The 23,950-nt window shown below is 61.7% G+C and carries 21 protein-coding genes; 9 read left to right on the plus strand and 12 right to left on the minus strand.

What is annotated here, in order from left to right:
- Positions 1-268: 268 nt before the first annotated feature.
- Positions 269-1,027 carry a phytanoyl-CoA dioxygenase family protein gene (locus IG629_RS19790; protein WP_193173642.1) on the plus strand — a complete coding sequence of 253 codons (759 nt, stop codon included), beginning with the start codon at positions 269-271 and terminating at the stop codon, positions 1,025-1,027.
- A 3-nt stretch (positions 1,028-1,030) separates the two neighbouring features.
- Here the strand turns inward: IG629_RS19790 and IG629_RS19795 are convergent, their stop codons facing one another.
- The 3 genes from IG629_RS19795 to IG629_RS19805 all read right to left on the minus strand — a co-directional run bounded on the left by IG629_RS19795 (position 1,031) and on the right by IG629_RS19805 (position 5,265).
- Positions 1,031-2,380 carry a class-II fumarase/aspartase family protein gene (locus IG629_RS19795; protein ID WP_028467695.1) on the minus strand — a complete coding sequence of 450 codons (1,350 nt, stop codon included), beginning with the start codon at positions 2,378-2,380 and terminating at the stop codon, positions 1,031-1,033.
- Between the two features lie 38 nt (positions 2,381-2,418).
- Entirely contained in the window at positions 2,419-4,218 is a 1,800-nt protein-coding gene (locus IG629_RS19800; protein ID WP_226886958.1) for a TRAP transporter permease, read from the minus strand.
- Positions 4,219-4,296: 78 nt separating this feature from the next.
- Positions 4,297-5,265 (minus strand): TAXI family TRAP transporter solute-binding subunit, encoded by a 969-nt coding sequence (locus tag IG629_RS19805; RefSeq protein ID WP_193173643.1) that lies wholly within the window; start codon positions 5,263-5,265, stop codon positions 4,297-4,299.
- A gap of 154 nt (positions 5,266-5,419) precedes the next feature.
- Between IG629_RS19805 and IG629_RS19810 the strand changes: the two genes are divergently transcribed.
- Positions 5,420-6,325, plus strand: coding sequence for a homocysteine S-methyltransferase family protein (locus IG629_RS19810; protein WP_193173644.1), 906 nt, complete (start codon positions 5,420-5,422; stop codon positions 6,323-6,325).
- Here the strand turns inward: IG629_RS19810 and IG629_RS19815 are convergent.
- The 7 genes from IG629_RS19815 to IG629_RS19845 all read right to left on the minus strand — a co-directional run bounded on the left by IG629_RS19815 (position 6,313) and on the right by IG629_RS19845 (position 14,167).
- Entirely contained in the window at positions 6,313-6,777 is a 465-nt protein-coding gene (locus IG629_RS19815) for a GNAT family N-acetyltransferase (RefSeq protein ID WP_193173645.1), read from the minus strand. The genes IG629_RS19810 and IG629_RS19815 overlap by 13 nt on opposite strands.
- Complete coding sequence (locus IG629_RS19820) at positions 6,774-7,346, minus strand: nitroreductase family protein (protein ID WP_319025135.1); 573 nt, start codon at positions 7,344-7,346, stop codon at positions 6,774-6,776. The genes IG629_RS19815 and IG629_RS19820 overlap by 4 nt, the downstream gene beginning before the upstream one ends.
- Before the next feature lie 90 nt (positions 7,347-7,436).
- A complete protein-coding gene (locus tag IG629_RS19825; RefSeq protein ID WP_193173646.1) occupies positions 7,437-9,494 on the minus strand; it encodes a B12-binding domain-containing radical SAM protein in 2,058 nt (685 codons plus the stop codon).
- 103 nt (positions 9,495-9,597) lie between these two features.
- Entirely contained in the window at positions 9,598-11,469 is a 1,872-nt protein-coding gene (locus IG629_RS19830) for a monovalent cation:proton antiporter-2 (CPA2) family protein (RefSeq protein WP_193173647.1), read from the minus strand.
- Positions 11,469-12,089: an NAD(P)H-dependent oxidoreductase gene (locus IG629_RS19835; RefSeq protein WP_319025136.1), complete on the minus strand. Its 621-nt coding sequence runs from the start codon at positions 12,087-12,089 to the stop codon at positions 11,469-11,471. The genes IG629_RS19830 and IG629_RS19835 overlap by 1 nt, the downstream gene beginning before the upstream one ends.
- A 97-nt stretch (positions 12,090-12,186) precedes the next feature.
- On the minus strand, positions 12,187-13,350 hold the full coding sequence (locus tag IG629_RS19840; RefSeq protein ID WP_193173648.1) for a M20 family metallopeptidase: 1,164 nt from the start codon (positions 13,348-13,350) through the stop codon (positions 12,187-12,189).
- A gap of 55 nt (positions 13,351-13,405) precedes the next feature.
- Positions 13,406-14,167, minus strand: a complete 762-nt coding sequence (locus tag IG629_RS19845) for an SDR family NAD(P)-dependent oxidoreductase (RefSeq protein ID WP_193173649.1) — start codon at positions 14,165-14,167, stop codon at positions 13,406-13,408.
- Positions 14,168-14,533: 366 nt separating this feature from the next.
- Between IG629_RS19845 and IG629_RS19850 the strand changes: the two genes are divergently transcribed.
- Both IG629_RS19850 and IG629_RS19855 read left to right on the plus strand, forming a co-directional pair.
- Complete coding sequence (locus IG629_RS19850; RefSeq protein ID WP_193173650.1) at positions 14,534-17,194, plus strand: PAS domain S-box protein; 2,661 nt, start codon at positions 14,534-14,536, stop codon at positions 17,192-17,194.
- A complete protein-coding gene (locus IG629_RS19855) occupies positions 17,187-18,770 on the plus strand; it encodes a response regulator (protein ID WP_193173651.1) in 1,584 nt (527 codons plus the stop codon). The genes IG629_RS19850 and IG629_RS19855 overlap by 8 nt, the downstream gene beginning before the upstream one ends.
- Here IG629_RS19855 and IG629_RS19860 read toward each other — a convergent pair.
- Positions 18,757-19,194 carry a hypothetical protein gene (locus tag IG629_RS19860; protein ID WP_193173652.1) on the minus strand — a complete coding sequence of 146 codons (438 nt, stop codon included), beginning with the start codon at positions 19,192-19,194 and terminating at the stop codon, positions 18,757-18,759. The genes IG629_RS19855 and IG629_RS19860 overlap by 14 nt on opposite strands.
- Before the next feature lie 171 nt (positions 19,195-19,365).
- Here IG629_RS19860 and IG629_RS19865 point away from each other — a divergent pair, with 171 nt between their 5' ends.
- Together IG629_RS19865 and IG629_RS19870 are read left to right on the plus strand one after the other, a co-directional pair.
- The gene (locus tag IG629_RS19865; RefSeq protein WP_193173653.1) at positions 19,366-20,199 is read left to right on the plus strand and encodes a sugar phosphate isomerase/epimerase family protein; all 834 of its coding nucleotides are present in this window, start codon (positions 19,366-19,368) and stop codon (positions 20,197-20,199) included.
- A gap of 70 nt (positions 20,200-20,269) precedes the next feature.
- On the plus strand, positions 20,270-20,929 hold the full coding sequence (locus IG629_RS19870; RefSeq protein WP_193173654.1) for a carbonic anhydrase: 660 nt from the start codon (positions 20,270-20,272) through the stop codon (positions 20,927-20,929).
- Here the strand turns inward: IG629_RS19870 and IG629_RS19875 are convergent.
- Positions 20,926-21,870: a methyltransferase domain-containing protein gene (locus IG629_RS19875; protein WP_226886960.1), complete on the minus strand. Its 945-nt coding sequence runs from the start codon at positions 21,868-21,870 to the stop codon at positions 20,926-20,928. The two genes, IG629_RS19870 and IG629_RS19875, sit on opposite strands and share 4 nt — an antisense overlap.
- Before the next feature lie 16 nt (positions 21,871-21,886).
- On the opposite strand from IG629_RS19875, the gene IG629_RS19880 reads away from it, so the two are divergent.
- The 3 genes from IG629_RS19880 to IG629_RS19890 all read left to right on the plus strand — a co-directional run bounded on the left by IG629_RS19880 (position 21,887) and on the right by IG629_RS19890 (position 23,943).
- A complete protein-coding gene (locus tag IG629_RS19880; protein WP_226886961.1) occupies positions 21,887-22,690 on the plus strand; it encodes a ComF family protein in 804 nt (267 codons plus the stop codon).
- A 101-nt stretch (positions 22,691-22,791) separates the two neighbouring features.
- Positions 22,792-23,058: a glutaredoxin 3 gene (gene grxC / locus IG629_RS19885; protein WP_193173655.1), complete on the plus strand. Its 267-nt coding sequence runs from the start codon at positions 22,792-22,794 to the stop codon at positions 23,056-23,058.
- Positions 23,059-23,082: 24 nt separating this feature from the next.
- Positions 23,083-23,943 carry a carbon-nitrogen hydrolase family protein gene (locus tag IG629_RS19890; protein ID WP_028467712.1) on the plus strand — a complete coding sequence of 287 codons (861 nt, stop codon included), beginning with the start codon at positions 23,083-23,085 and terminating at the stop codon, positions 23,941-23,943.
- Positions 23,944-23,950: the final 7 nt, after the last annotated feature.

Here is a 23,950-nt window from a genome sequence, read left to right on the forward strand (position 1 = left end):
CTCAAGCGCCTGCATTCCCGCATCGAGCAGCCACTCGCAGGCGCGGATCGCGAGGTCCGCACTCGGCGTCCGGATCACCGGTACCACCTTGATCGCCTCCAGGCGCGCACGTAGCGCTACGCCTCGATTTTCCGACATGCCCCGCCTTCCCCATTATTTTGCGTGAGTCTCCACGATTCCATTCGTCAGGACAAGGGCATCGCGGCCGCGGCGGGACAAAGAGAACGGGCGGCGCTAGGCTGTAGGGAAAACGGAACGGGAGGAAGAAATGCTGAGTTCCGATCAGGCCGCGCGGTATCACGAGGACGGCTATGTCGTCCCGGATTTTCGTCTCGGTGCGGATGCGCTGGAGGAAATCAAGGCGCTGCATGCCGCTTTGCTGGAGCGGCATCCGGAGTTCAGGGATTACTGCTCCGCTCTTCTCGATTATGAGCCGGCTTTCAGGAAATTCGCGGAGAGTCCCGAGATCCTCGACATGGTCGGCCAGCTCATCGGGCCGGACATCGCGCTCTGGAACATGAGCTTCTTCGCCAAGCCGGCTCATGGCGGCAAACGGACGCCATGGCATCAGGATGGCGAATACTGGCCGATCCGGCCGCTCGCGACCTGCACCGTCTGGCTCGCCGTGGACGAAGCGACACCGGAGAACGGCTGCCTGAAGTTCATTCGCGGCTCACACAAGGATCAGCGTCTCAAGGCGCACAGCCGAACCGATGCGACCGACGTGACCCTGAACCAGGAACTCGACCCCGCTGCCTACGATGAACGCGAGGCAGTCGATCTGGTGCTGAAAGCCGGGCAGCTCTCACTGCACGACGTCTATCTGCTGCATGGATCGGAAGCGAACCATTCGGACAAGCCGCGCCGTGGCATGACCATGCGTTTCATGCCGACGACCAGCCTGTTCGACCGCGAGCTGGCCAAGCGAAAGTCCGAGACCCAGAAGATCCGCGACCAGTCACGCCAGAAGGTGTTCCTGATGCGGGGTGAGGACCGGACGGGCCGGAACCTGTTCGAGAATGCCTGAGGGTCAGTTGCGCCGCTTCAGCAAAAGCCGGCGGACCATCTCGGGCGCTTCGCCGAGATAGTTTTCCGGTTTGGTCAGGGCCTCGACGCTGGCCCGGTCGAGCGCGCCGGAAATCTCCGGCTCGGCCATCAGGGCGTCGAGGAACGTCGCCTCGCCGGACAGAGCCTTGCGGCAGCAATCATAGACCACGTCATGGGCCACCTGCCGGCCGATATGTGGGGCGAGGCCCATCATCACCGCCTCGGCGACGATCAGCCCCTTTGTGGTGTCGAGCACCTGGCGCATGGCGTCGGGCCGAACTTCCAGCCCTTCCAGGACTTCCGCCGCCGCGGCGAGGCCGCCGGAAGCGACGATGAAGGCTGTCGGCAGGGCGTGCCATTCGACATGCCACTGACCGGTCGCGCGCTCATGATCCTGCACCATCGCGTCCAGCATGGCGCTGTGCTGCTCGCGCACGATCTTGGCGGCGGCCAGCATCATCTCCGACGAAATCGGGTTGCGCTTCTGCGGCATGGTCGAGGAGGCACCGCGCCCGGCAACGTAGGGCTCCAGCACTTCGCCGGTTTCGGTTTGCATCATCAGCATGATGTCATAGCCGATCTTGCCGATGCTGGCGGCGACGAGGGCCAGGAAGCCGGTGACCTCGGCGAAACCGTCGCGGATGGTGTGCCAGGTGATGTCCGGCACGGCGAGGCCGAGTTCCTCAGCCAGCGCCGCTTGCGTCGCGAGGCCATTGCCTGAGAGCGAGGCGAGCGTCCCGGCGGCGCCGGAGAACTCGACCACCTCGACCCGGCCGCGCAACTCGGCAAGGCGGATGCGGTGACGGTCGATGGCGGACAGCCAGGTCGCGGCCTTGAAACCGAAGCTGACCGGCAGCGCGTGCTGCAGATGGGTGCGGCCCGCCATCGGGGTGTCGGCATGCTCTTCCGCCAGCTTGGCCAGCGCGGCGGCGATCCGCTCCAGATATTCCTCGACGATGTCGAGCCCGGCGCGAACCTGCAGCACATCGGCGGTGTCCATGATGTCCTGGGTGGTCGCGCCCCAGTGGCAATATTGCCCGAGCCCGTCCGGCGCCCAGCCGGAAAGCTGCTCGACCAGCGGCAGGATCGGATAGCCGACGATCTGGGTCCGGGCGGAAAGCTTGTCCATGTCGATCTTGTCGATGTCGGCAGCCTCGGTGATCGCCTTGGCGGCGTCTTCCGGGATCAGGCCGAGCTTCGCCTGTGCCCGGGCCAGCGCCGTCTCCACGTCGAGATAGAGCCCGAGGAGCGTATCGTCCTCGAACAGGCCGCGCATGTCGGCGGTGCCGAACATGTCTCCGTAGATACTGGATTTGACGACGATGGAAGGCATGGAAAGGCTCCGCTTGGTTGGACGGGGACGAGACTACATCAGAAGCCGAGCACGAACACCAGTGCGAGACCGGCAGCAAAGGCCGCGATGGCGCGCAGGCCGGCGGTCGCGTTGACGAGGCCCCAGCTTGTCAGCGCCAGTCCGGCACCGAGCTTGACGAAGGCGGCGAGCGCCAGCAGCGGCGCGTCGGTGAGGGCGATCAGGGACGGGTTCGCGACAATGCCGAGCGGCACGATATAGAGGCCGATGCCAAGCCGCATGGCGTTGCCCGCGACCTTCAGCCAGGGCGCGTCGGCCATCCCGGCGGCAATGAACACGGTGCCGCAGACCGGTGGCGTGATGGTCGAGAGCAGGGCGTACCAGAAGACAAACAGATGCGCTGTCAGCGGCGGCAGGCCGAGTTCCTGCAATGCCGGACCGGCCACGGAGATGCAGATCACGTAGGCTGCGGTGGTCGGCACTTCCATGCCGAGGATCAGGCAAGCCAGCGCGGTCAAGAGCAGGGCGGCCCAGAGCTGGCCGCCGGAGAAGGACAGGATGGCCGATGTCACCTTGACGCCGAGCCCGGTCATGTTCAGCACGCCGACGATGATCCCGGCGCACAGGATGATCGAGGCGATCATGGCGATCTGCCGGGCGGCGTCCACGGCGGCGCCGGAGAGTCGGTTCCAGGTGGTCTTCAGTCCGGCGAAACCGTCCGGGTTCAGCGGCAGCATGGCGGCGGCGGCGAAGATCGCCACACCGGCGGCATATTGCGGCGTGTAGCCAGTGCCGAACAGCACGGCCAGCAGGGCGCCGAACGGGATGACGAAGAACGGCAGGGTGCGCAGCACGGTGCGCCGGTCCGGGATCTCGGAGGCATCCATCGCCTTCAGACCGTCGCGGGCGGCAAACCAGTCGATGCCGAACCAGACGGCGGCGAAGAACAGGATGGCGGGCAGGATCGCGGCGGCGACGATGGTGTCGTAAGTGGTCGCCAGCAGTTCCACCATGACGAAGGCACCGGCCCCCATCAGAGGCGGCATGATCTGGCCGCCGGAGGACGCGACGGCTTCGACGGCGGCGGCGAGCGGTGCCGGATATCCAAGACGGCGCATGGTCGGGATTGTGAAAGCGCCGGTGGAAGCGACATTGGCCGATGCCGAGCCGCTGATGGAGCCGAACAGGGCCGAGGCAAGCACGGAGACCTTGGCGGCCCCGCCCTTCAGCCGTCCGGCCAGCCGGGTGGCGACATTCATGAAGCCTGTGCCGCCATGCCCCGCGCCGACCAGGGCACCGAGCACGATAAAGACGGCGACGACATTGACGGACACACCGGTGAGCGGTCCCCAGATCCCGCCCTCGGCAATGACGAGCGTGCCGAGCAGGCTGTCGAAAGGCAGGCCCGGATGCCCGAACTCGCCCGGCAGATACTCGCCGAACAAGCCATAGAGCAGGGCGATGACGGCAAGGGCGGGCAGGGCCAGCTTCACGGCCCGCCGCGCCATTTCAAGGACGATCAGGAGGATAAGGATACCGCCCGCGCGTTGCAGCCAGCCTTCGGTATAGCCGTACTGATCGCTGAGGGCTTCGGTGTTCCAGGCGATATAGGCGCAGATGGCAATGCCGGCTCCAGCCAGCATCCAGCCGGAGAGCCGGGAGGCAAGAGATCCGCCCGCGCCGATGACGAAAACCCACGGCAGGGCGAGCGCCAGATGCACCGGGCGGACGACCAGGTTCGGCAGCAGGCCGGTAAAGATCAGGGTGACGTGAAACGCGACGGACCCGAAGGCAAGCAGGGTCACGAGACTGGCCGTGACGCTCATCGGCACGGTCCGGTCATTGTCGGAGGGGAGCATCGGCGCAATCTCGGTCGCGTATCGGAAAGGGGCAGGCGCGGGAGACGGTGGTCCGTCTCCCGCTGTGTGAGGTTTGACTTACTTGATGGCGTCGGGAATCGCGATACCGGCTTCCGCATAGTAGCGGGCAGCACCCGGGTGCAATTTGCCGATCACGTTGGCCAGCATTTCCGGCTTCACGCCGTCCCACCATTTGGCGGTCTTGCCCATCGAGCCCTTGGCGTCCCAATAGGCCTTGGTCAGCGTGTAGGCGTCGTCGTCGCTCATCTTTGTCGTGGTGTAGGCGACGACCGGCAGGGACGTGGTGTTCACGTCGGTATCGATACCGGGATAGGTACCGGCCGGGATCACCAGCTTGGTGCGCTTGGTCTGCTTGATCTGCTCTTCCGACATGGACAGCAGGCGGACCTCGGTGCCGGCAGCAGCCTCGATCACATTCGGTGCCGGGTAGGAGCCGGCGGTGGCGAAGCCGTCGACCTGGCGGTTCTTCAAGGCCGGGACAGCAGCATTCAGCTCGGCGTCGACCAGCTTCACCTTGCCTTCAAGACCGAACAGTTTGAAGTTCTTGGCCGCCTCGCGGGCGCCGAAGCTGCCCTTGCCGATGATGAAGCTCTTGCCGTCGAGATCGCTGAATGTTTCGACACCGCTATCGGCGCGGACGACGAAATGCATGGTCAGGGACGGGATCGGGAACAGGGCGCGGATCGTCTTGTAATCCGTGTCGCCCTCGAACTTGCCCTTGTTTGCTATGGCCAGCTTCACCAGCACCGGCGGTGTAGTGAAGACATAGTTGCCCGGACGGCGGGCGCTTTCCTTGACGTTCTGGACCGAGCCCTGGCTCTCCTCGACAGTCAGTACCATCGCGCCGCCGGTGGCTTTCTTCACCGCTTCGGCGACCTGAACGGCCATCTGGTAGTAGGACGAGGTTGATTTCGCGGACTTGTAAGTCACGCGGGTTTCCGCACTGGCATCGGCGGCGAACAGGGCCGGCGCCGTCAGCGCCACGCCAAGCAGGCCGGCGCGTAGCAGTTTGTTAATCTTTTTCATTGTTCCTCCCGGGAGAAAAGCATAAGGCCGTCGAGTGGTAAGCATCTTGTCTTTCGCGGGCAAGAGGCTTCTCGGGATTACAGCCGTGCCGCAAAAATCAGGCATATTTATCGCTGAATACCCGGCCGCGACAGAAGGACGAAAGGACCATTGCATGCCGCATGACCTCATCATTCTGGATGGCGGTTTCTCCCGCGAGCTCGAACGCCTCGGTGCGCCTTTCCGGCAACCGGAATGGTCGGCGCTGGCGCTGATGGAAACCCCGGAAATCGTCGAACAGGCGCATAGTGCGTTTATCAATGCCGGGGCGGAGGTGATCACGACGAACAGCTATGCCGTCGTCCCGTTCCATATTGGCGAAGACCGCTTTGCCAGGGACGGACGGCGCCTGATCGAGCTTTCCGGAACGCTGGCGCGATCCGCCGCGGACAAGCATCCGGGGGTGCGCGTTGCGGGCTGCATTCCGCCGCTCTTCGGCTCCTACCAGCCGCAGGATTTCGATGCGGAGCGTGCACCGGCCCTGCTGGCGGAATTTGTCGGCGGGCTGGCACCCCATGTCGATCTCTGGCTGATCGAGACAACCAGCAGCATTGCCGAAATGGCTGCGGCAGCGGAGGCTACGGCTTCAGCGCCGAAGCCGCTCTGGGTTGCCTATACACTGGATGACGATAGCGAAGAGACCGATGCACCGAGACTGCGCTCCGGCGAGGCTGTCCGCGATGCGGCGGCCGCGGCGGCGCGCTGCGGTGCGGAGGCGGTGCTGTTCAACTGCAGTGTGCCGGAGGTTATGGAAGCGGCCTTGCAAGAAGCCCGGTCCGCCCTGCCGGTATCCATCCGCATCGGTGTCTACGCGAATGCCTTCGGCAAGCCTGCAAGCGGCATGGCGGCGAACGAGGGCCTGAGCGCAATGCGCAGGGACCTCGATCCGCCGGCCTATGTGGCCTGGGCCCGGAAATGGCGCGATATGGGGGCATCGATCATCGGCGGGTGCTGTGGGATCGGTGCTTCCCATATCGAGGTTCTGGCCCGCGCGCTGAAAGACGCGGATCAGTCGTCGTAGGCGAACCGAAGCGCGTCGTAGCGGGTGCCGTAAATGGTCTGATCGACGGCGCCCGTCTGGCGCATGCCGGCCTTCTCGTAGAACCCGATCGCCCGGTCGTTCCCGGCCAGGCAATAGAGCTCCATGCTGGGGCCAGCCAATGCGCGGCAATGGGCAAGAAGCGCTTTTCCGATGCCGCCACCGTGGGCTGCCGGATCGACGTGAAGGGATTCCAGTTTGGCGCCTTCCAGTATCGCCATAACCAGGATATTCCCGTCTCGTTCGCCGACCAGGAAGGTCACGCCTTCGTCCTCAAGCAACTCGCGCCATTTCGGACGATCGGGTGCGGCACTGGCGATCAGGTCCGCTTTTGGGACCAGACCGTCATAGGCAAGCAGACGTGCCGCGCAGTAGATCTCCGCGACGCGTGGAATATCCGCCAGCGTTGCTGCCCGGATGGTCAGCCCGCTCACGCGCCTGTCCATTCGGAGACGACGGTCTCCAGGGTCGGGCGCGGACGCTCCATTGGCGCATTGGTGGCGCTGCCGATATAGACGAAGCCGATGATCTCGGTCTCGGCGGAATGGCCGAGTGCTTTTTTCACGCCCTCGTCGAAGGCCGGCCATTCGGTCAGCCACTGGGCGACATAGCCGAGCGCATGGGCAGCGTTCAGCAGGTTCATGCAGAGTGCGCCGCCGGACATCTGCTGCTCGATCAGCGGCACCTTGTGATCCGGATGCAGGTCTGCCGTGACAACCAGAAGAACCGGCGCCCGGCCGGGACGTTCCCGCTCGAAAGCGAGCATGTTCTCGGAGGCGTCCTCGCCCCAGATCTCGGCAAAGCGGTTTGCGAAGACTTCACCGAGCGCTGCCTGACCTGCCTCGTGCAGCACCTGGATGCGCCAGGGGCCGATCTTGCCATGGTCCGGAACCCGGATGCCGGCGGTAAGGATTTTTTCCAGCTCGGCCGCATCGGGGCCCGGCCCGACCATATCCTTGACGACGACGGAACGGCGGGTGAGGAGCAGATCGATAGCTTCCACGGAATTGGTCCTTAGAGTTTGTTGGATAGAATAGGGACTAGATCGGTTCTATTTCAATCCATTCAAGCTTTAAAGCCCTAATCGCAGTTGTCAGGCTACCGGTTCGAGATGGGCGAATTCCGGCTCCGTATCGAACCTGCCGTTCGACAGCTTGAGCTTGTCCGCGTGGCGAACCCGTGTGTTTTTCTTTTCCCGGGATTTGCGTTGTGGCGGTAAATCGTTCGAGAGGGAAATGACGAACACTTCCTTTTCCGCCGTGCTGTAATTCTGTTCGATTTTCGCGAGTTCCGCAGCGGCCTCAGCATGTTCCGGGGAGAGCCTGAGGGCCTGTTTGTAATGCAGGATCGCGCCACCGAAAATTTTGAAAGCGCTTAGCATACGAGCGAAACCGACATGATTGTCCGGATCGAACGGGTCCAATCGCACGGCATCGGCCCAGCGTAATGTGGCCGGCATGAAGTTGCGCCGGGATGCCTCGATCGTGCCCAGAAGGGCAAAGGCCTTAGCCTTCCTGTCCGATGAGCCTTCAAGGTGGGTCATGCTTTCCAGGATGGCATAGGCCGCGTCGTGATCGTTTGCCGCGAGAAGTTTGTGCGCCTCGTCCAAGCGGGCGATTTCGAGATTGCGGATACGGTAGGCGCTCCGGTTCTTGACCGGATTCGGAATATAGGGACGAGTGCGGCAGTGCCGGCAGGCTATGCGCAGGCTTGGACTGCTCTCCGTATCGATGACTGCAGACTTGTAATGGTTCTCGGTCTGGCAGGTCGGGCAGGTGAAATCGAGATCGTAAGCGACCTTGCGGCCTTCGAGCTGCTTGTCGGAAATTTTGTGGGACGAATGCGGCGCCACGTTCAGGATAGCGCTGCCGTATGTGCTCAGGAGAATCGTTAGGAAGGTGCGGTTGGTCTCGTTCATCTGGCTGATATTGACGGAGACCGGAAGTTCGTTGACGAAATGATCGCGGTCCGTGATCAGGCCATCGCGTACCGCCTCGATATAGTCCGGGCTCCCGGGATAGACTTGCAGTGCGGAGAGATAGACACCGAGATCCGTGTTCTTGGCCCACCATTTCAATGAATTGTTGGCGGTCTCCAGTGTTTCGACCGTGTCACCGAAAATCAGGTTGGCCTGGATGCCGATCTTTTCTTCGGCGGTCATCCGGAGAGCGCTATGGACGCGCTCGACCTTTGCCTTCTTTTTCATGCTGACAAGTACCGTCGGATCCATGCTCTCGACGCCGTAACTGATGAAGCTGCAGCCGGAGCGTTCCATTTTCTTCAGCGATTCTCGGTCGCAGCTATTGACGTGCAACTGGACCAGCCACTGCAGGTTCAGCGGCTCCATGCGCTCGCAGAATTCGTGCAACCGGTCCCGGCGCAGCGAAAACAGCTCGTCCACGATCTGCACCATGTTGATCCGGTATTTGTCTTTATAGAAGGAGACTTCCTCGAAGAATTTCTCGAGATCGCGCTCCCGGTAGACCTTGCCGGCGGGATGAAAACAGAAGGTGCAACTGAACGGGCATGACCGGCTGGTGATCATGTCGATGCTGCGCGGGTTCGATTCTGGTTGGCCCTGATAGAAATAGGTGTCGAGGCTGCTTTGGGTCTCAATCGCATCCCCGAAGCCGAGCAGGTCGTAGCTTGGCCATGGCAGATCGTCGAGCCCCATGATTGCCGCCCGAGGTTTGTTGCGGACCAACGCGCCCTGGTCGTTGCGGAAAATCAGTCCGTCGACTTTTGCCAGATCACCGGAGCTTGAGAAGACGCGGAGAAAATCGCCGAAGCTGTCCTCTCCCTCGCCGATGACGCCGATATCCGCGCCGGTCATGCGCATGGCGGGTTCCGGATCGCCGCTCAGCATGCCGCCGCCGATGATGGTGGTCGTGTTCGGGCAGACATCCTTGCAAATTCCCAGGATCTCCTGAACCTTCGCAACGAAGGCCGAAAGCCCGCCGGTGCTGCAGAGGTCGGGTTTATAGGTCCAGAGTTTCAGCTGCAGCGCATCCAGATAATTGGAGCCGAGCGTGTTCAGGTTTATGGCCTGGATTTCATGCCCTTCCTGTTCCGCTATGGCCGCTACATATCCGAGGCCGAGAGGAAGGTGATAAAAGGCGCCCGCCTGTTCGACGTACCTTGGGATGACCATCAGGATTTTCATTGGGCTGCCTTTTTTCTCCGGTGATCCGGTTCTGCCAAGCCACGCGGCTTGATTGTACCGGAAAAAGACAACGCAAGCTCTATGCCAAGCCTTAGCGCTCGGCGTCCTCCCCGCGCGGTGGCGTCCATTCGCGGTCCGGCAGGTTCTTTCCTGCCAGGCGGTCGGAATGCATGACCTGCATCAACTCGTCGAGACGTTCGCGGACTGCGGTCAGATATTTCTTACCCATATCCCCGGCCCAGTATTCACGCAGCACATCTACGGTCTGCATGTCATGGCGGCGGAAGGCGCGGACTTTCTGTTCGGCCCGGAATGGGTGGAGGCCGAGTTCCCGCAAGGTGCGGCGGCCGAGCATCAGCGCGCCTTCGAACGCCTCGCGCTCTATGACGTGGGCGCCGGCTTTTTCGAGTTCATAGAGATGGTGGCGATCGAACGCACGGGCGACGATGCGGCATTTCGGGAAATGCTCTGCGACATGCCGGACGAGGGTGGTTTGCTGGTCCTGATCGTCGAGCGCCGCGACCAGTACCTCGGCCTCGCCGAGCCCCGCCGCTTCGAGCAGGTCCGGGCGGGTAGCGTCGCCATAATAACTGTGCACGCCGGTCTGCCGCATCCGTTCGACCAGATTGGGATCGTGATCGAGAACCACGATCTTGTAGTTCTCCGACATCAACAGGCGGGCGATGATCTGCCCGACACGGCCGACACCCGCAATCACCACAGTACCGGGTTCCGGGATCTCGTCCGCTGGTTGGCCCGTCTTGCTGACTGTGCGCGGCAGGACATAGCGCTCGTACAGGATGAACAGCAGCGGCGTCAGCAGCATTGTGACGGCAACCGCGAGGATCAGGATCTCGACAAGACTGCCGGCAATGGCGCCGCTCGAACCCGCGAAGCCGAACAGCACGAAGGCGAATTCGCCGGCCTGGGCGAGGCCAAGCCCGAACAGCCATGTGTCCTGCCAGGGCAGGCGGAAGATCCCGGCAAGAGCCAGAAGCACCAAGGCCTTGACCAGGATGATGCCGAGCGCGATGCCGAAGATCAGGAAGAACTCCGAGAATAGCAGCCCGAAATCAATGCCTGCGCCGACGGAGATGAAGAACAGGCCGAGCAGCAGTCCCTTGAACGGCTCGATATCGCTTTCGATGGCGTGCCGGTATTCGCTGGTCGAGAGCACGACGCCGGCGAGGAATGCCCCGAGCGCGGCGGATACCCCGACGAGATCCATCAGCAGGGCGGTGGAGACGACGATCAGCAGGGCGGCCGCGGTGAAGAGTTCCCGCATCTGGGACGCCGCGATCAGGCGGAATGCCGGCCGGACCAGAAAGCGCCCGGTCAGGATGATGAAGGCAATGGTGGCGACGATGACCAGGGTCTGGAACCAGCCGGGAAAGCCGTCGAGCATGTTTCCGTGTTGTTCCGGATTTCCGGCGCCCATTACCACCGGGTCGCCGACCGCGAGCAGCGGCAACAGGGCGAGCATCGGGATGACGGCAATGTCCTGAAACAGCAGCACGGAAAAGGCTGACTGCCCGCCTCGAGACCGCATCCAGCCCTTTTCGTTCAGGGTTTGCAGCACGATGGCTGTGGAGGAGAGTGCGAGCGTCATGCCTATGACGAGGGCGGTTTGCCAGGCGAACCCGGTCGCCATCGCGGCGGCTGTGAGCGTCGCGGTGGTCAGCACCACCTGAAGCCCGCCGAGCCCGAGAAGCTGCCAGCGCATGCGCCAGATCATCTGCGGTTCGAGTTCGAGGCCGATCAGGAACAGCATGATGACCACGCCGAATTCGGCGAAATGCTTCACCGTTTCGGTTTCCGCGCCGGCGACGACACCCAGCACGGGACCGATGGCGATACCGGCGAAGAGATAGCCGAGCACCGAGCCGAGGCCGAGCCGGTGGGAGACCGTCACGGCAATGACGGCGGCAAGCAGGTAGATGAACGCGTCCTGAAAAAATCCCATCAGAGTGTCGCCGGTTCCGGGGCGATAACCTCGTCGAGGACATCGTTCAGCAAAGGTGCGGCAGCGGCCTTTTCGAGGTCGAGGGTGCCGTCGCGCAGTGCGGTCAGAAGGCGGCGGTAGTCCGCGACGATGCCATCGAGACGTTTCTCCTCTGCGGCATCCTCTGCCGAGAAGACCCCGAAGGGAGCGAGATAGCGCATGCCGCAGAAGTTGGCAGTTTGCTCGAAGGGAGAGAACAGTGTGCGCAATTCGTTCTCGTACTTGCCGCGTTTTTTGTAGGCCGCGCGGGCGGTGCCGCAGGTGGCGACCTGGAGCAGGGGTTTGCCGGCAAGCGCGGTGCCTTCCGAGCCATAGGCAAAGCCATGCTCGAACACCAGATCCAGCCATTCCTTCAGTAGGGCCGGGCTGGAATACCAGTAGACCGGATGCTGGAATACCAGAATGTCGGACTCTCGCAGGCGTTGTTGTTCCCGGTCGATATCGATATCGAAATCAGGGTACTCGGCATAAAGATCGGCGAATGTCACGCCATCCATGGCACGCGCGGCGGCCATCAGGGCCGTGTTCGCGACGGACCGATCGGTTCTCGGGTGGGCGAAGAGAACCAGAACGCGTGCCACTTTTGAAATCTCCCCTGGAAACACCCCATGAAAAGACATGAGGCCGCGCGGTCCGAATGTCCAGACGCACGGGAGACGCTGGCCCTGATTTTAAGGTTCAGGCGTTCAGGCGGGAAATCGCGAGAGCGACTGCCTTTGCCCGGGGCACCAGCGTATCCAGCCGGCAATATTCATTGATCGAATGCGCGCCGCCGCCGACCGGTCCGGTGGAGCAGAGGGTCGGGGTGCCGACCTGGGCGGTGAAGCCGCTATCTGCGCTGCCGCCGGAGAATTCACCATCGATGGTCATGCCGAGCTCGGACGCACCGCCGACATATATGTCGAAGATGTTCTGGCTGTCGCCCGACATTGTGAGCGGCAGGAAGCCACGTTCCTGGACGACGCGGGTTTCCGTGCCGGGCAGGTGGGTGGTGTCGAGAATGGCCTGGATATCGCGCCAGACCTGGTCGCGCTGTTCCATGGTCTTGAACCGGACATCGACCTCGGCAGTGCAGAGCGGGGCGACGGTATTGACGGAACTGCCGCCGGAGAGAAGACCGACATTGACCGTGACGCCGGTTTCGAAATCCGTGAGCGCATGCAGGGCCTGGATCTTGCGGGCCATTTCCTCGATCGCGCTGACACCTTTTTCCGGCTGGCCGCCGGAATGGGCGGCGACACCGGTGATTTCGAACTTGAAGAAGGAGGCGCCCTTGCGGCCGGTTACCACATTGCCGGTCTCACGGCCGGGCTCTGCATTGAAGACCGCCCGTGCGCCGCGCGCGGTAGCCTCGATCACCGGTCGTCCGGATGGGGAGCCGATTTCCTCGTCGCCTGTATAGAGGGCGACCAGCGGGAAGGGCGCGCCGCCGAATTTATGGAAGGCTTCCATGATGAAGGTGTTCATCACCAGACCGGATTTCATGTCGGCGACGCCCGGGCCGTAGGCGACATCGCCGTCCTTGCTGAACGGGCGGTCTGCGACGGTGCCGTCCGGGAAGACGGTATCCCGGTGTCCCATCAGCACGATATGCCGGTTGGCCCCACCCGGAGCGGCCGAGATTTCGGCCCGGATGCAATCCCCGAAGCTGTCGGCGCCGGTGCGCTCCGTCTTGATGCCGGCGGCATTCAGATGCGCCTCGATCTTTGCCCCGACCGCATCGACGCCGGGCTTGTTGTAGGTGCCGGATTCCGTGTTTACCAACTCTTCGAGCAGATCGGTCATGGCTTCACGCTGGCCATCCAGCCAGTTCAGAACCTCATCGATGGGTTTGCCGGTCATTGTCTTGTCCTAGGTGATCTTGGGGGAGCGGGAGAAGTGAACTGGAAGACGAAGGTCAGATGTTCACGGAGAAGCCGCCATCGACCGGGATGGCCGTGCCGGTGACGAAATCGGAAGCGGAGGCGGAAAGGAAAACCGCAACGCCGGCGAGGTCTTCGGGATCGCCCCAGCGGTCCGCCGGGGTGCGCCCCTGAATGCGGTCGTGCAGACCTTCGACGTCGATGCGGGCCTGCCGGGTCAGGTCGGTATTGATCCAGCCGGGCAGAATGGCGTTCACCTGAATGCCTTCCGGCGCCCAGGCGACGGCCTGCGACTTGGTGAGCTGCACGATGCCACCCTTGCTGGCGGCGTAAGCGGCGCCGTAGCTGGAGCCGAAAATCGACAGCATGGAGCCGATATTGATGATCTTGCCGCCTTGCTCCGACAGCAGCGGATAGGCCGCGTTGCTGCAGATGAAGGCGCTGGTCAGGTTGGTGTCGATCACTGTCCGCCAGTCCTGCAGCGACAGCTTGTGCGGCACGTTGCGGATATTGGTGCCGGCATTGTTGATCAGGATGTCGAGGCGACCGAACCGCTCTTTTGTTGCCGCCATGGCTGCGGCGCAATCTTCTTCGCTGGTCACGTCGGCTGCAAAGGCACTGGCCTTGACGCCGAGCTCTGTCAGCTTTCCTTCGGCCGCATTGTTCTTATCGGGATTGCGTCCGATCACCATGATCGACGCGCCTGCCTTGGCAAGTCCCTCGGCCATCGCCAGACCGATGCCGCCGTTGCCGCCCGTTACTGCGGCGACCTTGCCGCTAAGATCGAAAGCTCCCATCCCGGCCCCCTGCCTGATTTTGTTTCAGAGTGTTGACGGGGCTACTCTGATGGGCGCTGAAGAAAAGTACAATGTCCGCGCCGGAAGGAGACCCTTGCTCGGGCTGTCCTGCCAGGTCCCGATCACGGGATATGAGGCGCCGACATTCAGTCGACGCGCCAATGGTCGATGGTAACGTTCGCTATACAGAAATCGGTCATTGCGAGCCTTCGCGCCTCATTGCTCATAGACCATTTGCAGTTTTACCGGTTCTTAACGACTGGCCTTTAGCGTGAATTTTCCATAATTGCGGGGAAATTCGGCGGAATGCATCGGGCTTTCAATCGGAAATCAGGCAGGCGCTTTTGCGTTTGGTTGCCGGCTGCGGTGGGTGCCATTTTCGCGCTTCATGGGGGCGTTCTCTGGTGGTTTTCGGATCAGGCAATCTCCAGCCCGTTCTGGGTTGTCGAGCAGGCAATCGTGGTCACCTTCATCACCGCATTGTCGGCTTATTATTTCCTGCATCTGAGACCGGGAGCTCCTGCTGATACCTCCGAGCCGGCGGCGGCGAACTCGTTGCCGGATATCACAGCGTGGAGCCATGCGGAGCGGTTCGGGCAGATCGGATACTGGTATTGGACGCTTGATGGCGACGAGATTTTCTGGTCGGACGGAGCGTATCGCATTCTTGGTCTGGACCAGGCCGGCAAAACACCGAACTGGGGCTCTTTTTTGCAGAGTGCCCATCCGGACGAACGTGATGAAATAGACCGCTGGTTTCGCCGTGTCTGGAAGATCGATGCCGAGAGCGCTACCGAATGCCGCATTCTTCGCCCGGACGGGAGCATTCGCTGGGTGGAGGCGCGGGTAGGACCCCTGTTCGAGAAAGGCAGGAAGATAGCCGTCTGCGGCACTCTGATGGATGTTACAGATCGGGTTGAGCGTCTTAATGAGATCCAGATCCTGAACACTCGCCAGGAAGAACTGGTCGAGCAGAGAACAGCTGAGCTTCGTGATGAAATCTCGAAGCGCAAGGCGATCCAGGCAGAGCTCGAGTTCAGCGAAGCGCAGCACCGCAATACCATTGACAGCGCGGCCGATGCGATCGTCAGCGTCGACACGGATGGCCGGATTATGTCGGCGAACCGTGCCGTGGAAACGATATTCGGGTTCTGTCTTAAAAATCTTATCGGCCAACCGGTTACGGTCCTCATGGACGCGAGCATGGCGGATGTCCACCAATCCTGGGTCCTGCGCTTTCTCGAGACCGGCGAGAGCTCGATCATCGGACGCACATCCGAGCTGGAAGGACGGCATGCGGACGGAACTCTCTTTCCGATCGAGCTTTCTGTGAGTGAAGTCAAGACCGCCGGAAGCCGTTCCTTCACTGCGATTATCCGGGATGTCACCAAGCGAAAGCTTGCTGAGCGAGAGACCCAACGCAACGCCGAGCGTTTGCGCGAGATTCTCGAATTCTGCCCGATGGGGGTTTCGATCTTTTCCGCCGATGATTCGCGGCGGCTGTTCGTGAACAACCGGAATATCGAATTGACGGGGCTCGAGAATCCGGATTCAGGAGCTCCGGCTTTGCTTGGGAGTACTTTCCCGGACGGTGTTTTCCCCGAGGCTTTACAGACCCCGGCGATTGATCAGGCGGGAGTGTCTCAATTCGAGACCGAGCGGGTCCGGCCCGATGGCTCCCGATGGTGGAGCCTGATTTCGGCCAAGCGGATCGATTTCGAAGATGTCCCCTCCATCATCGTCTGGCAGTCAGATATTACGGAGCGCAGGGAGTGGGAAAAGAAGCTCCTTGAGAAAGAAGAGTTGCTGCGGTCGATCATCAACAATGCGCCGGCGGGAATCATCCTGACTGACGAGCACATGAAAATCGTCGTGGTCAATGATCAACTACGGGACATTCTCAATGTACCGCGCGAGATGATGGAAGCGGGCAAGAATTATGATGACGTCATTCGCTATATGTCCGCGCGAGGAGACTATGGTCCCGACTCTGATCAGTTTCGCGACAATGTTCTGGACACCCTGAAATTCCCGAACGCGCGGCCCTTCGACTATACCTCTACAGGGGGCAAGGGCTACAGCGTGCGCCGTCACCCCGTCGGGGATGGAAGCGTGGTCACGATTGCCATGGATGTGACCGAGCAGAAAGAGTCCGAGGAGCGTTTGCGGCAGGCCCTCTGGGATCTTGAAGTTGCACAGGACGAGCTTGTCCATGCCGAGAAGATGGCGTCTCTCGGCAGTCTTGTGGCCGGGGTGGCGCACGAGATCAATACGCCGATCGGAACGGCCTTGACCGCGTCGACACATGTTCGCGAGGAGACGATCAAGATCGGGGCTGCTTTTGGCAGCAATACGGTCAAGCGCTCTCAGCTTGAGGGATATCTTGCGATAGCCGATGAGGGCAGCAGGATTATCGAGACCAACCTGGGGCGGGCTGCGGAGTTGATCCGAAGCTTCAAGCAGGTTGCCGTCGACCAGTCGAGCGAAGAGCGTCGATCGTTTAACGTCGATTCATACTTGCACGAGATCATTCAGAGCCTGAAGCCGCAGCTCAGAGCGTACCCGAATGTGGATCTGGTTCTGGAAGCCGATGCGAATGTTGTGATCGACAGTTTTCCGGGGGCGTTTTCCCAGATCCTCTCGAACTTGCTTGTCAATGCACTGACGCATGCCTTCGGGCAGGAAGGCCAAGAGCAGGAAGGCCAAGAGCAGGAAGGCCAAGAGCAGGAAGGCCAAGAGCAGGAAGGCCGGGGGCAAGTTCTGATCCGGACGATACTCTTTGGCGATCAGGTCAGGATCAGCTTTGAGGATAACGGACGTGGCATGGATGCAAAGGTCCGTGAGCGCATTTTCGAGCCGTTCTTCACGACCCGTCGCGGGTCCGGCGGAAGCGGACTCGGAATGCACATTGTTTATAACCTGGTGACGGCCACGCTGGCCGGCACCATTCGCTGTTTTAGTAATCCCGGAGACGGAACGCGTTTCGACATAACGCTCCCGATCAAGTCGGAGACTGCCGATGACTGATGACGACGATCTCATTTTCGCCGCAGAAGATCTGGACGAAGCCGCCCAGGAGGGACCTCAAGCCGCACAGTCCAAATGGAAAATCGTCATTATCGACGACGACCCGGGAATGCACGATGTCACCAAGCTGACGTTGGCGGGTTTCGAGTTCGCGGGCAAAGGGCTGAGTTTTATCAGCTGCTATTCCGGAGCGGAGGCAAAAGACGTTCTGGTTGATCATCCGGACGCGGCACTGATCTTGCTGGACGTGGTCATGGAGACCGACGATGCGGGCCTGCAGGTGGCGCAATATATCCGTGAAGACATGAATAACTGGCGCTCGCGCATTGTGCTCCGGACCGGCCAGCCCGGCCAGGCGCCGGAACGGAAGGTCATCGCCGATTACGATATCAACGATTACAAAGAGAAGACCGACCTCACCGCGACGAAGCTGTTTACCCTGCTGTGCAGCTCGCTCAGGTCCTATCGGGACATTGTGACGATCGAGCAGAACAAGCGCGGTCTGGAGCGGGTGATTGAAGCCTCGGCCAATGTGTTCGAGCTCAAATCGATGAACAAGTTCGCCGAAGGTGCGCTTGAGCAGCTCACCGCGCTTCTCCATCTCGATCCAAGTGCTGTCTATCTGCACAAAGGCGTGACCGCGCATGGTGGTCTTGCCGCCTCCTTCGCCGGAGACAAACTTCGTATTCTCGCCGCGACCGGCGCATTTGGTGGCTATGCGGGAGACGATGCGAACCACGTCCTGCCCGCCGATGTCGTTGGCCGGCTGGAGGGTGCGATCAAGAGCCGGTCGAGCCATTATGGCGATGGCGATTTCGTCGGGTTTTTCGAAGACCGCCACGGTTCCGTGAACCTGACCTATATGTCCGGTGTCGGTTCGATCAGCGCTGTGGACCAGCGCCTTCTGGAGCTGTTCATTCAGAATGTTTCCATCGCTTTCGAGAATGCGCAGTTGCATGAGGACGTCGCCAGTACCCAGCGCGAGATCGTCTACATGCTGGGTGAAGCGGTGGAGACCCGGTCACAGGAAACCGGAAACCACGTAAAGCGGGTGGCCGAAATCAGCCGCATTCTTGCCGTCGCCTACGGGCTTCCGGAAGAAGAGGTCGAACTGATCAAGCTGGCCTCGCCGTTACATGACATCGGCAAGATCGGTGTTCCGGATGCGGTCCTGAACAAGCCCGGTAAACTCGACTCCGAGGAGTGGGAGATCATGAAATCCCACGCGGCGCTCGGGCACAGGATGCTTGCCGGGTCGAACCGGAAAATTCTGAAGGCGGCCTCGACCATCGCCCTTGAGCACCATGAGAAATGGGATGGGTCCGGTTATCCTCACGGGAAGAAGGGCGACGATATTCACATCTATGGTCGGCTGACGGCGATAGCGGATGTGTTCGACGCTCTCGGCAGCGACCGTTGCTATAAGAAGGCATGGCCGCTTGATCGGATCGTGAGCCTCATGGAAGAAGAACGCGGCCGCCATTTCGATCCCCAGGGCGTGGACTTGTTCATGGCGAATTTCGATGAAATTGTAGCCGTGAGGGATCGCTTTTCAGATACGTCTACGTCCGATTAGCCCTGCTCGACGGATCCCCGATACCGCAACCGATATCAGCTTGTGGAGGTATGGCTGCGGGAGTCGCCCAGCCCCAGGCTTCTTCAGGCGTCCGGCAAATATAGTATTGCCAGCCGGCATCGGCCATTAGCGGTTTGAATTCCTCCAGAATGGGGAGAATTTTGGGGTCGTTGGAGATTGCCGCAACGCGCAGTCTGGGATTGGAGCTCGCAGCGGGGAGGTGCATCTTCCCGGTCAGTGCGGCATCGTCTCGATTGAAGCTGGTGCTTGATATGTCCCGGAGATCGTCGACCATATAGCGGAATTTGTCCCACTTCGGATGGCCCCATATCTCTCCGTTGGCCTGGAACACGTCGACGTAATCAATATGGCCTGAAAAGACACGATGAACTCCGGACTCCGTGTAGTTGATGACTATCGGCATCGCGCTCTCCCGCGCCTTGCGCGCGAAATAAAAACTGCATCACGCCCCAACGCATGCATCTTCAACCGGTCAAATTCAGTGTCTCGAAAAATTCTTTGTTATGCAAATCTCGCGGACGGCACACTCCGGGTACCTCCGTCTCAGTCAACACCGTAACAGGAACCGTTTCCAATGAATGATGCCGCTGCCACCCTCTTGCCGACCCTTGGTGCGGCCATGCCCGCCCGTATGCTCGAGCGCTACCGGGACTGGTTGATCGACGGCCAGCGCGACCTGGAAATCCAGGATTTCTTCAAGGCCGAGGTTTTGAACGGCGACTGGAAGCCGCTGGCGGCGGATATCAGGAAGCAGCTGTCCGGGCATGAGGGACGGCTTGGCATTCACGGCCCGTTCTGGGGCTTTACCATCGATACGATGGACCCGGATGTCCGCGATGTCGTGAAAAAGCGGATGATGCAGGGCCTCGATGCCTGCGAGGAAATCGGCGCGACGCAGATGGTCGTGCACAGCCCGTTCACCACCTGGGACTATAACAATTTCGACAACAAGTCCGGCAGCATGGAAGACGCGATCGGACGGGTGCATGCCACGCTGGGCGAAGCGGTGAAGCGGGCCGAGGCGATCGGCGTGACGCTGGTGATCGAGAATATCGAGGATATCGATCCTCGCTGGCGCGTCCGGCTGGCCGAGTCTTTCGAAAGCGAGCGGGTCCGCGTCTCCATCGACACCGGGCACGCGCATTATGCTCACGGCTCGACCGGTGCGCCGCCAGTCGACTATTACGTCGTTGCCGCTGGCAACATGCTGGAGCATGTGCACCTGCAGGATGCGGATGGCTACGCCGACCGGCACTGGGTAATGGGTGAGGGAACGATCCGCTGGGCCTCGGTTTTCCGGGCACTCTCTCAGCTGACCTCCAATCCTCGCCTTATCCTGGAGTTGAGGGATCACACGCGCATCTTCGAAGCGGCAGATTATTTGGTGAAAGCCGGTCTGGCGCGCTGATCCGGGCAGTTTTTCTTTCGCAAAGCGGTATCAGCGCTTATATCCATCCAACTTGTCTTTGGAGGGATGGATGGCATCGATTCCGGATTTGTCAGGCTTGCTGCAGCACAATGTGGAGTGGGCCGAAGGAAAACTGCGTGAAGACCCGCACTATTTTGAGCGCCTGTCCGGATTGCAGACCCCGGATTATCTCTGGATTGGCTGTTCGGACAGCCGGGTTCCGGCGAATGTCATCACCGGGCTCGCACCCGGCGAGGTCTTCGTGCATCGCAATGTCGCGAACCTGGTTCATCCCGGTGACCTGAACCTTCTGTCGGTGCTGGAATTCGCCATCGGCGTGCTGCACGTCAAGCATGTGATCGTTTGCGGCCACTATGGCTGTGGTGGCGTTCATGCGGCGGTGGACGGCAATGCGCATGGCATCGTCGATCACTGGCTCCAGCCGATCCGCGATGTCGCCGAGCGCTACGAGGACGAGCTTCACAGCTGCTCCGGAGACGATGCCCGGCACAACAGGCTCTGCGAGCTGAATGTCAGGGCGCAAGTGCAAACACTCGCCCGCACACCGATCGTCGGGGCGACCTGGGAAGCAGGCACGCCGTTGCATCTGCATGGCTGGGCCTATGGCCTCGGCGATGGCCGGATCCGGGATCTGAAATGCACCGTCAGTGGACCCGAAGGGCTGATTTCCCGTAAGGCGGCGCAGATCAGTACGGATAGCGGAGCCTAGGGCTTCTTGCGGCCCGGAGCCGCGATGTCACCGGTTGGCCGTTCCGTCGCTTCCAGCGCGTCGGCAAGCCGGTGCGCGGCGCTGCCGGGCCTGAGCGGCTTCTGCTGCGAGGCATGCGGCGCCCAGCCCGTCAGGTAGAGGATCTGGAAACTTGCGGCGATCCGGCCGTCGGCTGTGCCGTGGCGCTGCTGGTAGATTTCGGCCGCGCGCAGGAACACGCTTTTCGGCGTGGCGCTCTTGCGCCGGGCTGCCACGGCGTTGCCTTCGCCCATGCCGCGAAGCTCTCTCATCAGCAGGAACGCGTTCTCGTAGGTCACCGTCAGCAGATCACTGTCGACAACCGGCAGCGCGAACCCGGCGCGCTGCATCAGACCGGCGGCATCCTGCAACTCGGCGAAGGGCGAAACCCTTGGGCCGGCTCCGCCGAGCACGTCACTTTCCGCTTCCGTCAACACGGCACGCAGCTCGTGCAGGGTCTCGCCGCCCAGCATGGCGCCGAGGAACAGGCCATCCGGCTTCAGGCATTGCCGGGCCTGCACGAGCGCACCCGGCAGGTCGTTAACCCAATGCAGCGACAGCACGCTGACCACGGCATCGAAGCTGGCTGGTGCGAAGGGTAGAAGCTCTTCCTCTGCGGCCAGTGCCGGGCCGTGTCGGGAAGCCTCGATTGCGAATTTTTCCGACGGGTCCATTCCGACGACCCATTCGACACCGAGGCGCGGGTCCAGGCTGTCGCGCAGCAGGCCGCTGTGGCAGCCAAGGTCGAGCAGACGCGGGAACTGCCGCTGGATGTCGCCCATGCGGTCCGCGACCCGCTCCGAGATTTCTCTTTTCAGGAAATCATGGTCGGCGAAGCTTGCGGCGGCGCGGTCCCGGTTGCGGCGGACCTGCTGGCGGTCGAAGACGAGCATCTGATCGGTCATGGCGCCGATATAGTCCATCGCGGGCGCCGGGGAAATGTTTCTGGTCCTCCCATGCCATCAATATCTGGCCGAAAAGGCGGGGGAGCGTGGCGACAGTATGATCGGAAGTCTTGGCAGGCCGGCCTTGCATCTCGGGCGGAGGTTGTTCGATCTGGTGCTGCCGCCGCGTTGCAAGAAATGCGGCGCGCTTGTGGTCGAGGATGACGGGCTTTGCGCCGAGTGCTGGTCGGCGGTGACGTTCCTCGGGCCGCCGTGGTGTGACCGCTGCGGGTTGCCATTCGACTACGATGTCGGTGCCGGTGCCCTGTGCGGCGACTGCGTTAGAGGGGCGTCATTGTTTGAACTGGCCCGGTCGGCGCTGGCTTATGACGATGCCTGCCGGGAGATGATCCTGCGCTTCAAACATGGCGGCGACGAGACGTTGTCCCGACTGTTCGCCCGCTGGATGGCAATCGCCGGCGCGGAGCTTTTCGCGGAACCGGCCGTGATCGTGCCCGTGCCGCTGCATCCGTGGAGGCGGATCAGGCGGCGGTTTAACCAGTCCGCATTGTTGGCGGCGGAGCTTTCGCGTTTGACGGGGCTGGCCGACGATCCGCTGTCGCTCGTCCGGGTGAAGCGCACGCCCAGCCAGGGCGGGCTCGGCAAATCGGCTCGCACGCTGAATGTGCGCGGGGCTTTCGCGGTCGACCCAGGCCGGCGGGAGCGAATTGTGGGGCGACGCATTATCCTGGTCGACGATGTCTGGACCTCCGGCGCCACCGCGGAGGCCTGTATCAGAGCCTGCCGGAAGGCGGGTTCGGGGCCCGTCAGTTTGCTCACCGTGGCGCGCGTGATGTAATCCTTGCCGGCTGCCGCTTGCGTCTGTTCGCGCGAAATGCTGGATTGAGGGGCTCAGAATGCCCACTTGGATGCGGCAAGCCTTCTCAAGGAGATCACCCGATGGCCGAGGTCGAAATCTACACGACCATGTTTTGCCCGTTCTGCGTCCGCGCCAAGAAACTGCTGGAATCCAAGGACGTGCCGTTCACCGAAATCGATGTCAGCACCAGCAGTTCCAAGCGTGCCGCCATGACCGAACGCGCCGACGGGCGCTATACCGTGCCGCAGATTTTCATCGACGGGGTTGGTGTCGGCGGATCGGACGAATTGGCGGCGCTGGACGCCAGTGGTAAACTCGACGAAATGTTGCAGGCGAAAGCTTCCTAACCGTCCGTTCAGGGGATTTATCCGATGTCGAAATTCACCGTTGCCTGTGTCCAGACCAACTCGAAGCCGGACCCGGAGGTGAACATCGCCGAGGTCTCGCCAATGATCCGGGAGGCGAAGGCCGCCGGGGCAGACTTTATCACCACCCCGGAAATCGTCGGCATGTTCGAGCCGGACAAGGCGGCGGCGCGGGCAAAGGCAAAACTGGAAGAAGAGCATGAAGTGCTCATCGCGTTCCGAGGGCTCGCGGCGGAGCTTGGTGTCTGGCTCCATGCGGGCTCGCTCTCGGTCAAGCTGACGGATGACGAGCGTCTGGCGAACCGCAGCTTCCTGATCGCGCCGGACGGTAGCATTGCCGCGCGTTACACCAAGATTCACATGTTCGACGTGCAGGTCGGCGACGGTCAGACCTACCGGGAGTCGGCGTCCTACAAGCCGGGCGAGGAAGGCGTGCTCGCCGAGACGCCATGGGGCACGATGGGCCTGACCATCTGCTACGACATTCGCTTCCCCTATCTCTACCGTTCCCTTGCCCAGGCAGGCGCCAAGGTGCTTTTCGCGCCGGCGGCCTTCACCAAGGTGACCGGCGAGGCGCACTGGCACGTGCTGCAGCGGGCCCGGGCGATCGAGAACGGGTGCTTTGTGATTTCCGCTGCCCAGTGCGGCACCCACTCCAAGGGGCGCCAGACCTACGGCCACTCGATCATCGTCGCGCCCTGGGGCGAGGTTCTGGCCGATGGCGGTGAGGAGCCGGGCATCATCACGGCGGAGATCGATCTCGCGAAGGTCGATGAGGCGCGCGGCAAGGTGCCGTCCCTGACCCATGACCGGGAGTTCGCAGGGCCTAACCTCTATGACGCGGCGCTGCGCGAGGCCGGAGAGTAATCAGCCG

It is taken from the genome of Nisaea nitritireducens (genome assembly GCF_014904795.1).
In the GTDB taxonomy this organism is placed as follows: Bacteria; Pseudomonadota; Alphaproteobacteria; order Thalassobaculales; family Thalassobaculaceae; genus Nisaea; species Nisaea nitritireducens.

Coding starts and splice junctions, on each gene's coding strand:
- IG629_RS19790 (WP_193173642.1), top strand. CDS start 269: ATGCTGAGTTCCGATCAGGCCGCGCGGTATCACGAGGACGGCTATGTC.
- IG629_RS19795 (WP_028467695.1), bottom strand. CDS start 2,380: ATGCCTTCCATCGTCGTCAAATCCAGTATCTACGGAGACATGTTCGGC.
- IG629_RS19800 (WP_226886958.1), bottom strand. CDS start 4,218: ATGCTCCCCTCCGACAATGACCGGACCGTGCCGATGAGCGTCACGGCC.
- IG629_RS19805 (WP_193173643.1), bottom strand. CDS start 5,265: ATGAAAAAGATTAACAAACTGCTACGCGCCGGCCTGCTTGGCGTGGCG.
- IG629_RS19810 (WP_193173644.1), top strand. CDS start 5,420: ATGCCGCATGACCTCATCATTCTGGATGGCGGTTTCTCCCGCGAGCTC.
- IG629_RS19825 (WP_193173646.1), bottom strand. CDS start 9,494: ATGGTCATCCCAAGGTACGTCGAACAGGCGGGCGCCTTTTATCACCTT.
- IG629_RS19830 (WP_193173647.1), bottom strand. CDS start 11,469: ATGGGATTTTTTCAGGACGCGTTCATCTACCTGCTTGCCGCCGTCATT.
- IG629_RS19840 (WP_193173648.1), bottom strand. CDS start 13,350: ATGACCGGCAAACCCATCGATGAGGTTCTGAACTGGCTGGATGGCCAG.
- IG629_RS19845 (WP_193173649.1), bottom strand. CDS start 14,167: ATGGGAGCTTTCGATCTTAGCGGCAAGGTCGCCGCAGTAACGGGCGGC.
- IG629_RS19855 (WP_193173651.1), top strand. CDS start 17,187: ATGACTGATGACGACGATCTCATTTTCGCCGCAGAAGATCTGGACGAA.
- IG629_RS19860 (WP_193173652.1), bottom strand. CDS start 19,194: ATGCCGATAGTCATCAACTACACGGAGTCCGGAGTTCATCGTGTCTTT.
- IG629_RS19865 (WP_193173653.1), top strand. CDS start 19,366: ATGAATGATGCCGCTGCCACCCTCTTGCCGACCCTTGGTGCGGCCATG.
- IG629_RS19870 (WP_193173654.1), top strand. CDS start 20,270: ATGGCATCGATTCCGGATTTGTCAGGCTTGCTGCAGCACAATGTGGAG.
- IG629_RS19875 (WP_226886960.1), bottom strand. CDS start 21,870: ATGGACTATATCGGCGCCATGACCGATCAGATGCTCGTCTTCGACCGC.
- IG629_RS19880 (WP_226886961.1), top strand. CDS start 21,887: ATGTTTCTGGTCCTCCCATGCCATCAATATCTGGCCGAAAAGGCGGGG.
- grxC (WP_193173655.1), top strand. CDS start 22,792: ATGGCCGAGGTCGAAATCTACACGACCATGTTTTGCCCGTTCTGCGTC.
- IG629_RS19890 (WP_028467712.1), top strand. CDS start 23,083: ATGTCGAAATTCACCGTTGCCTGTGTCCAGACCAACTCGAAGCCGGAC.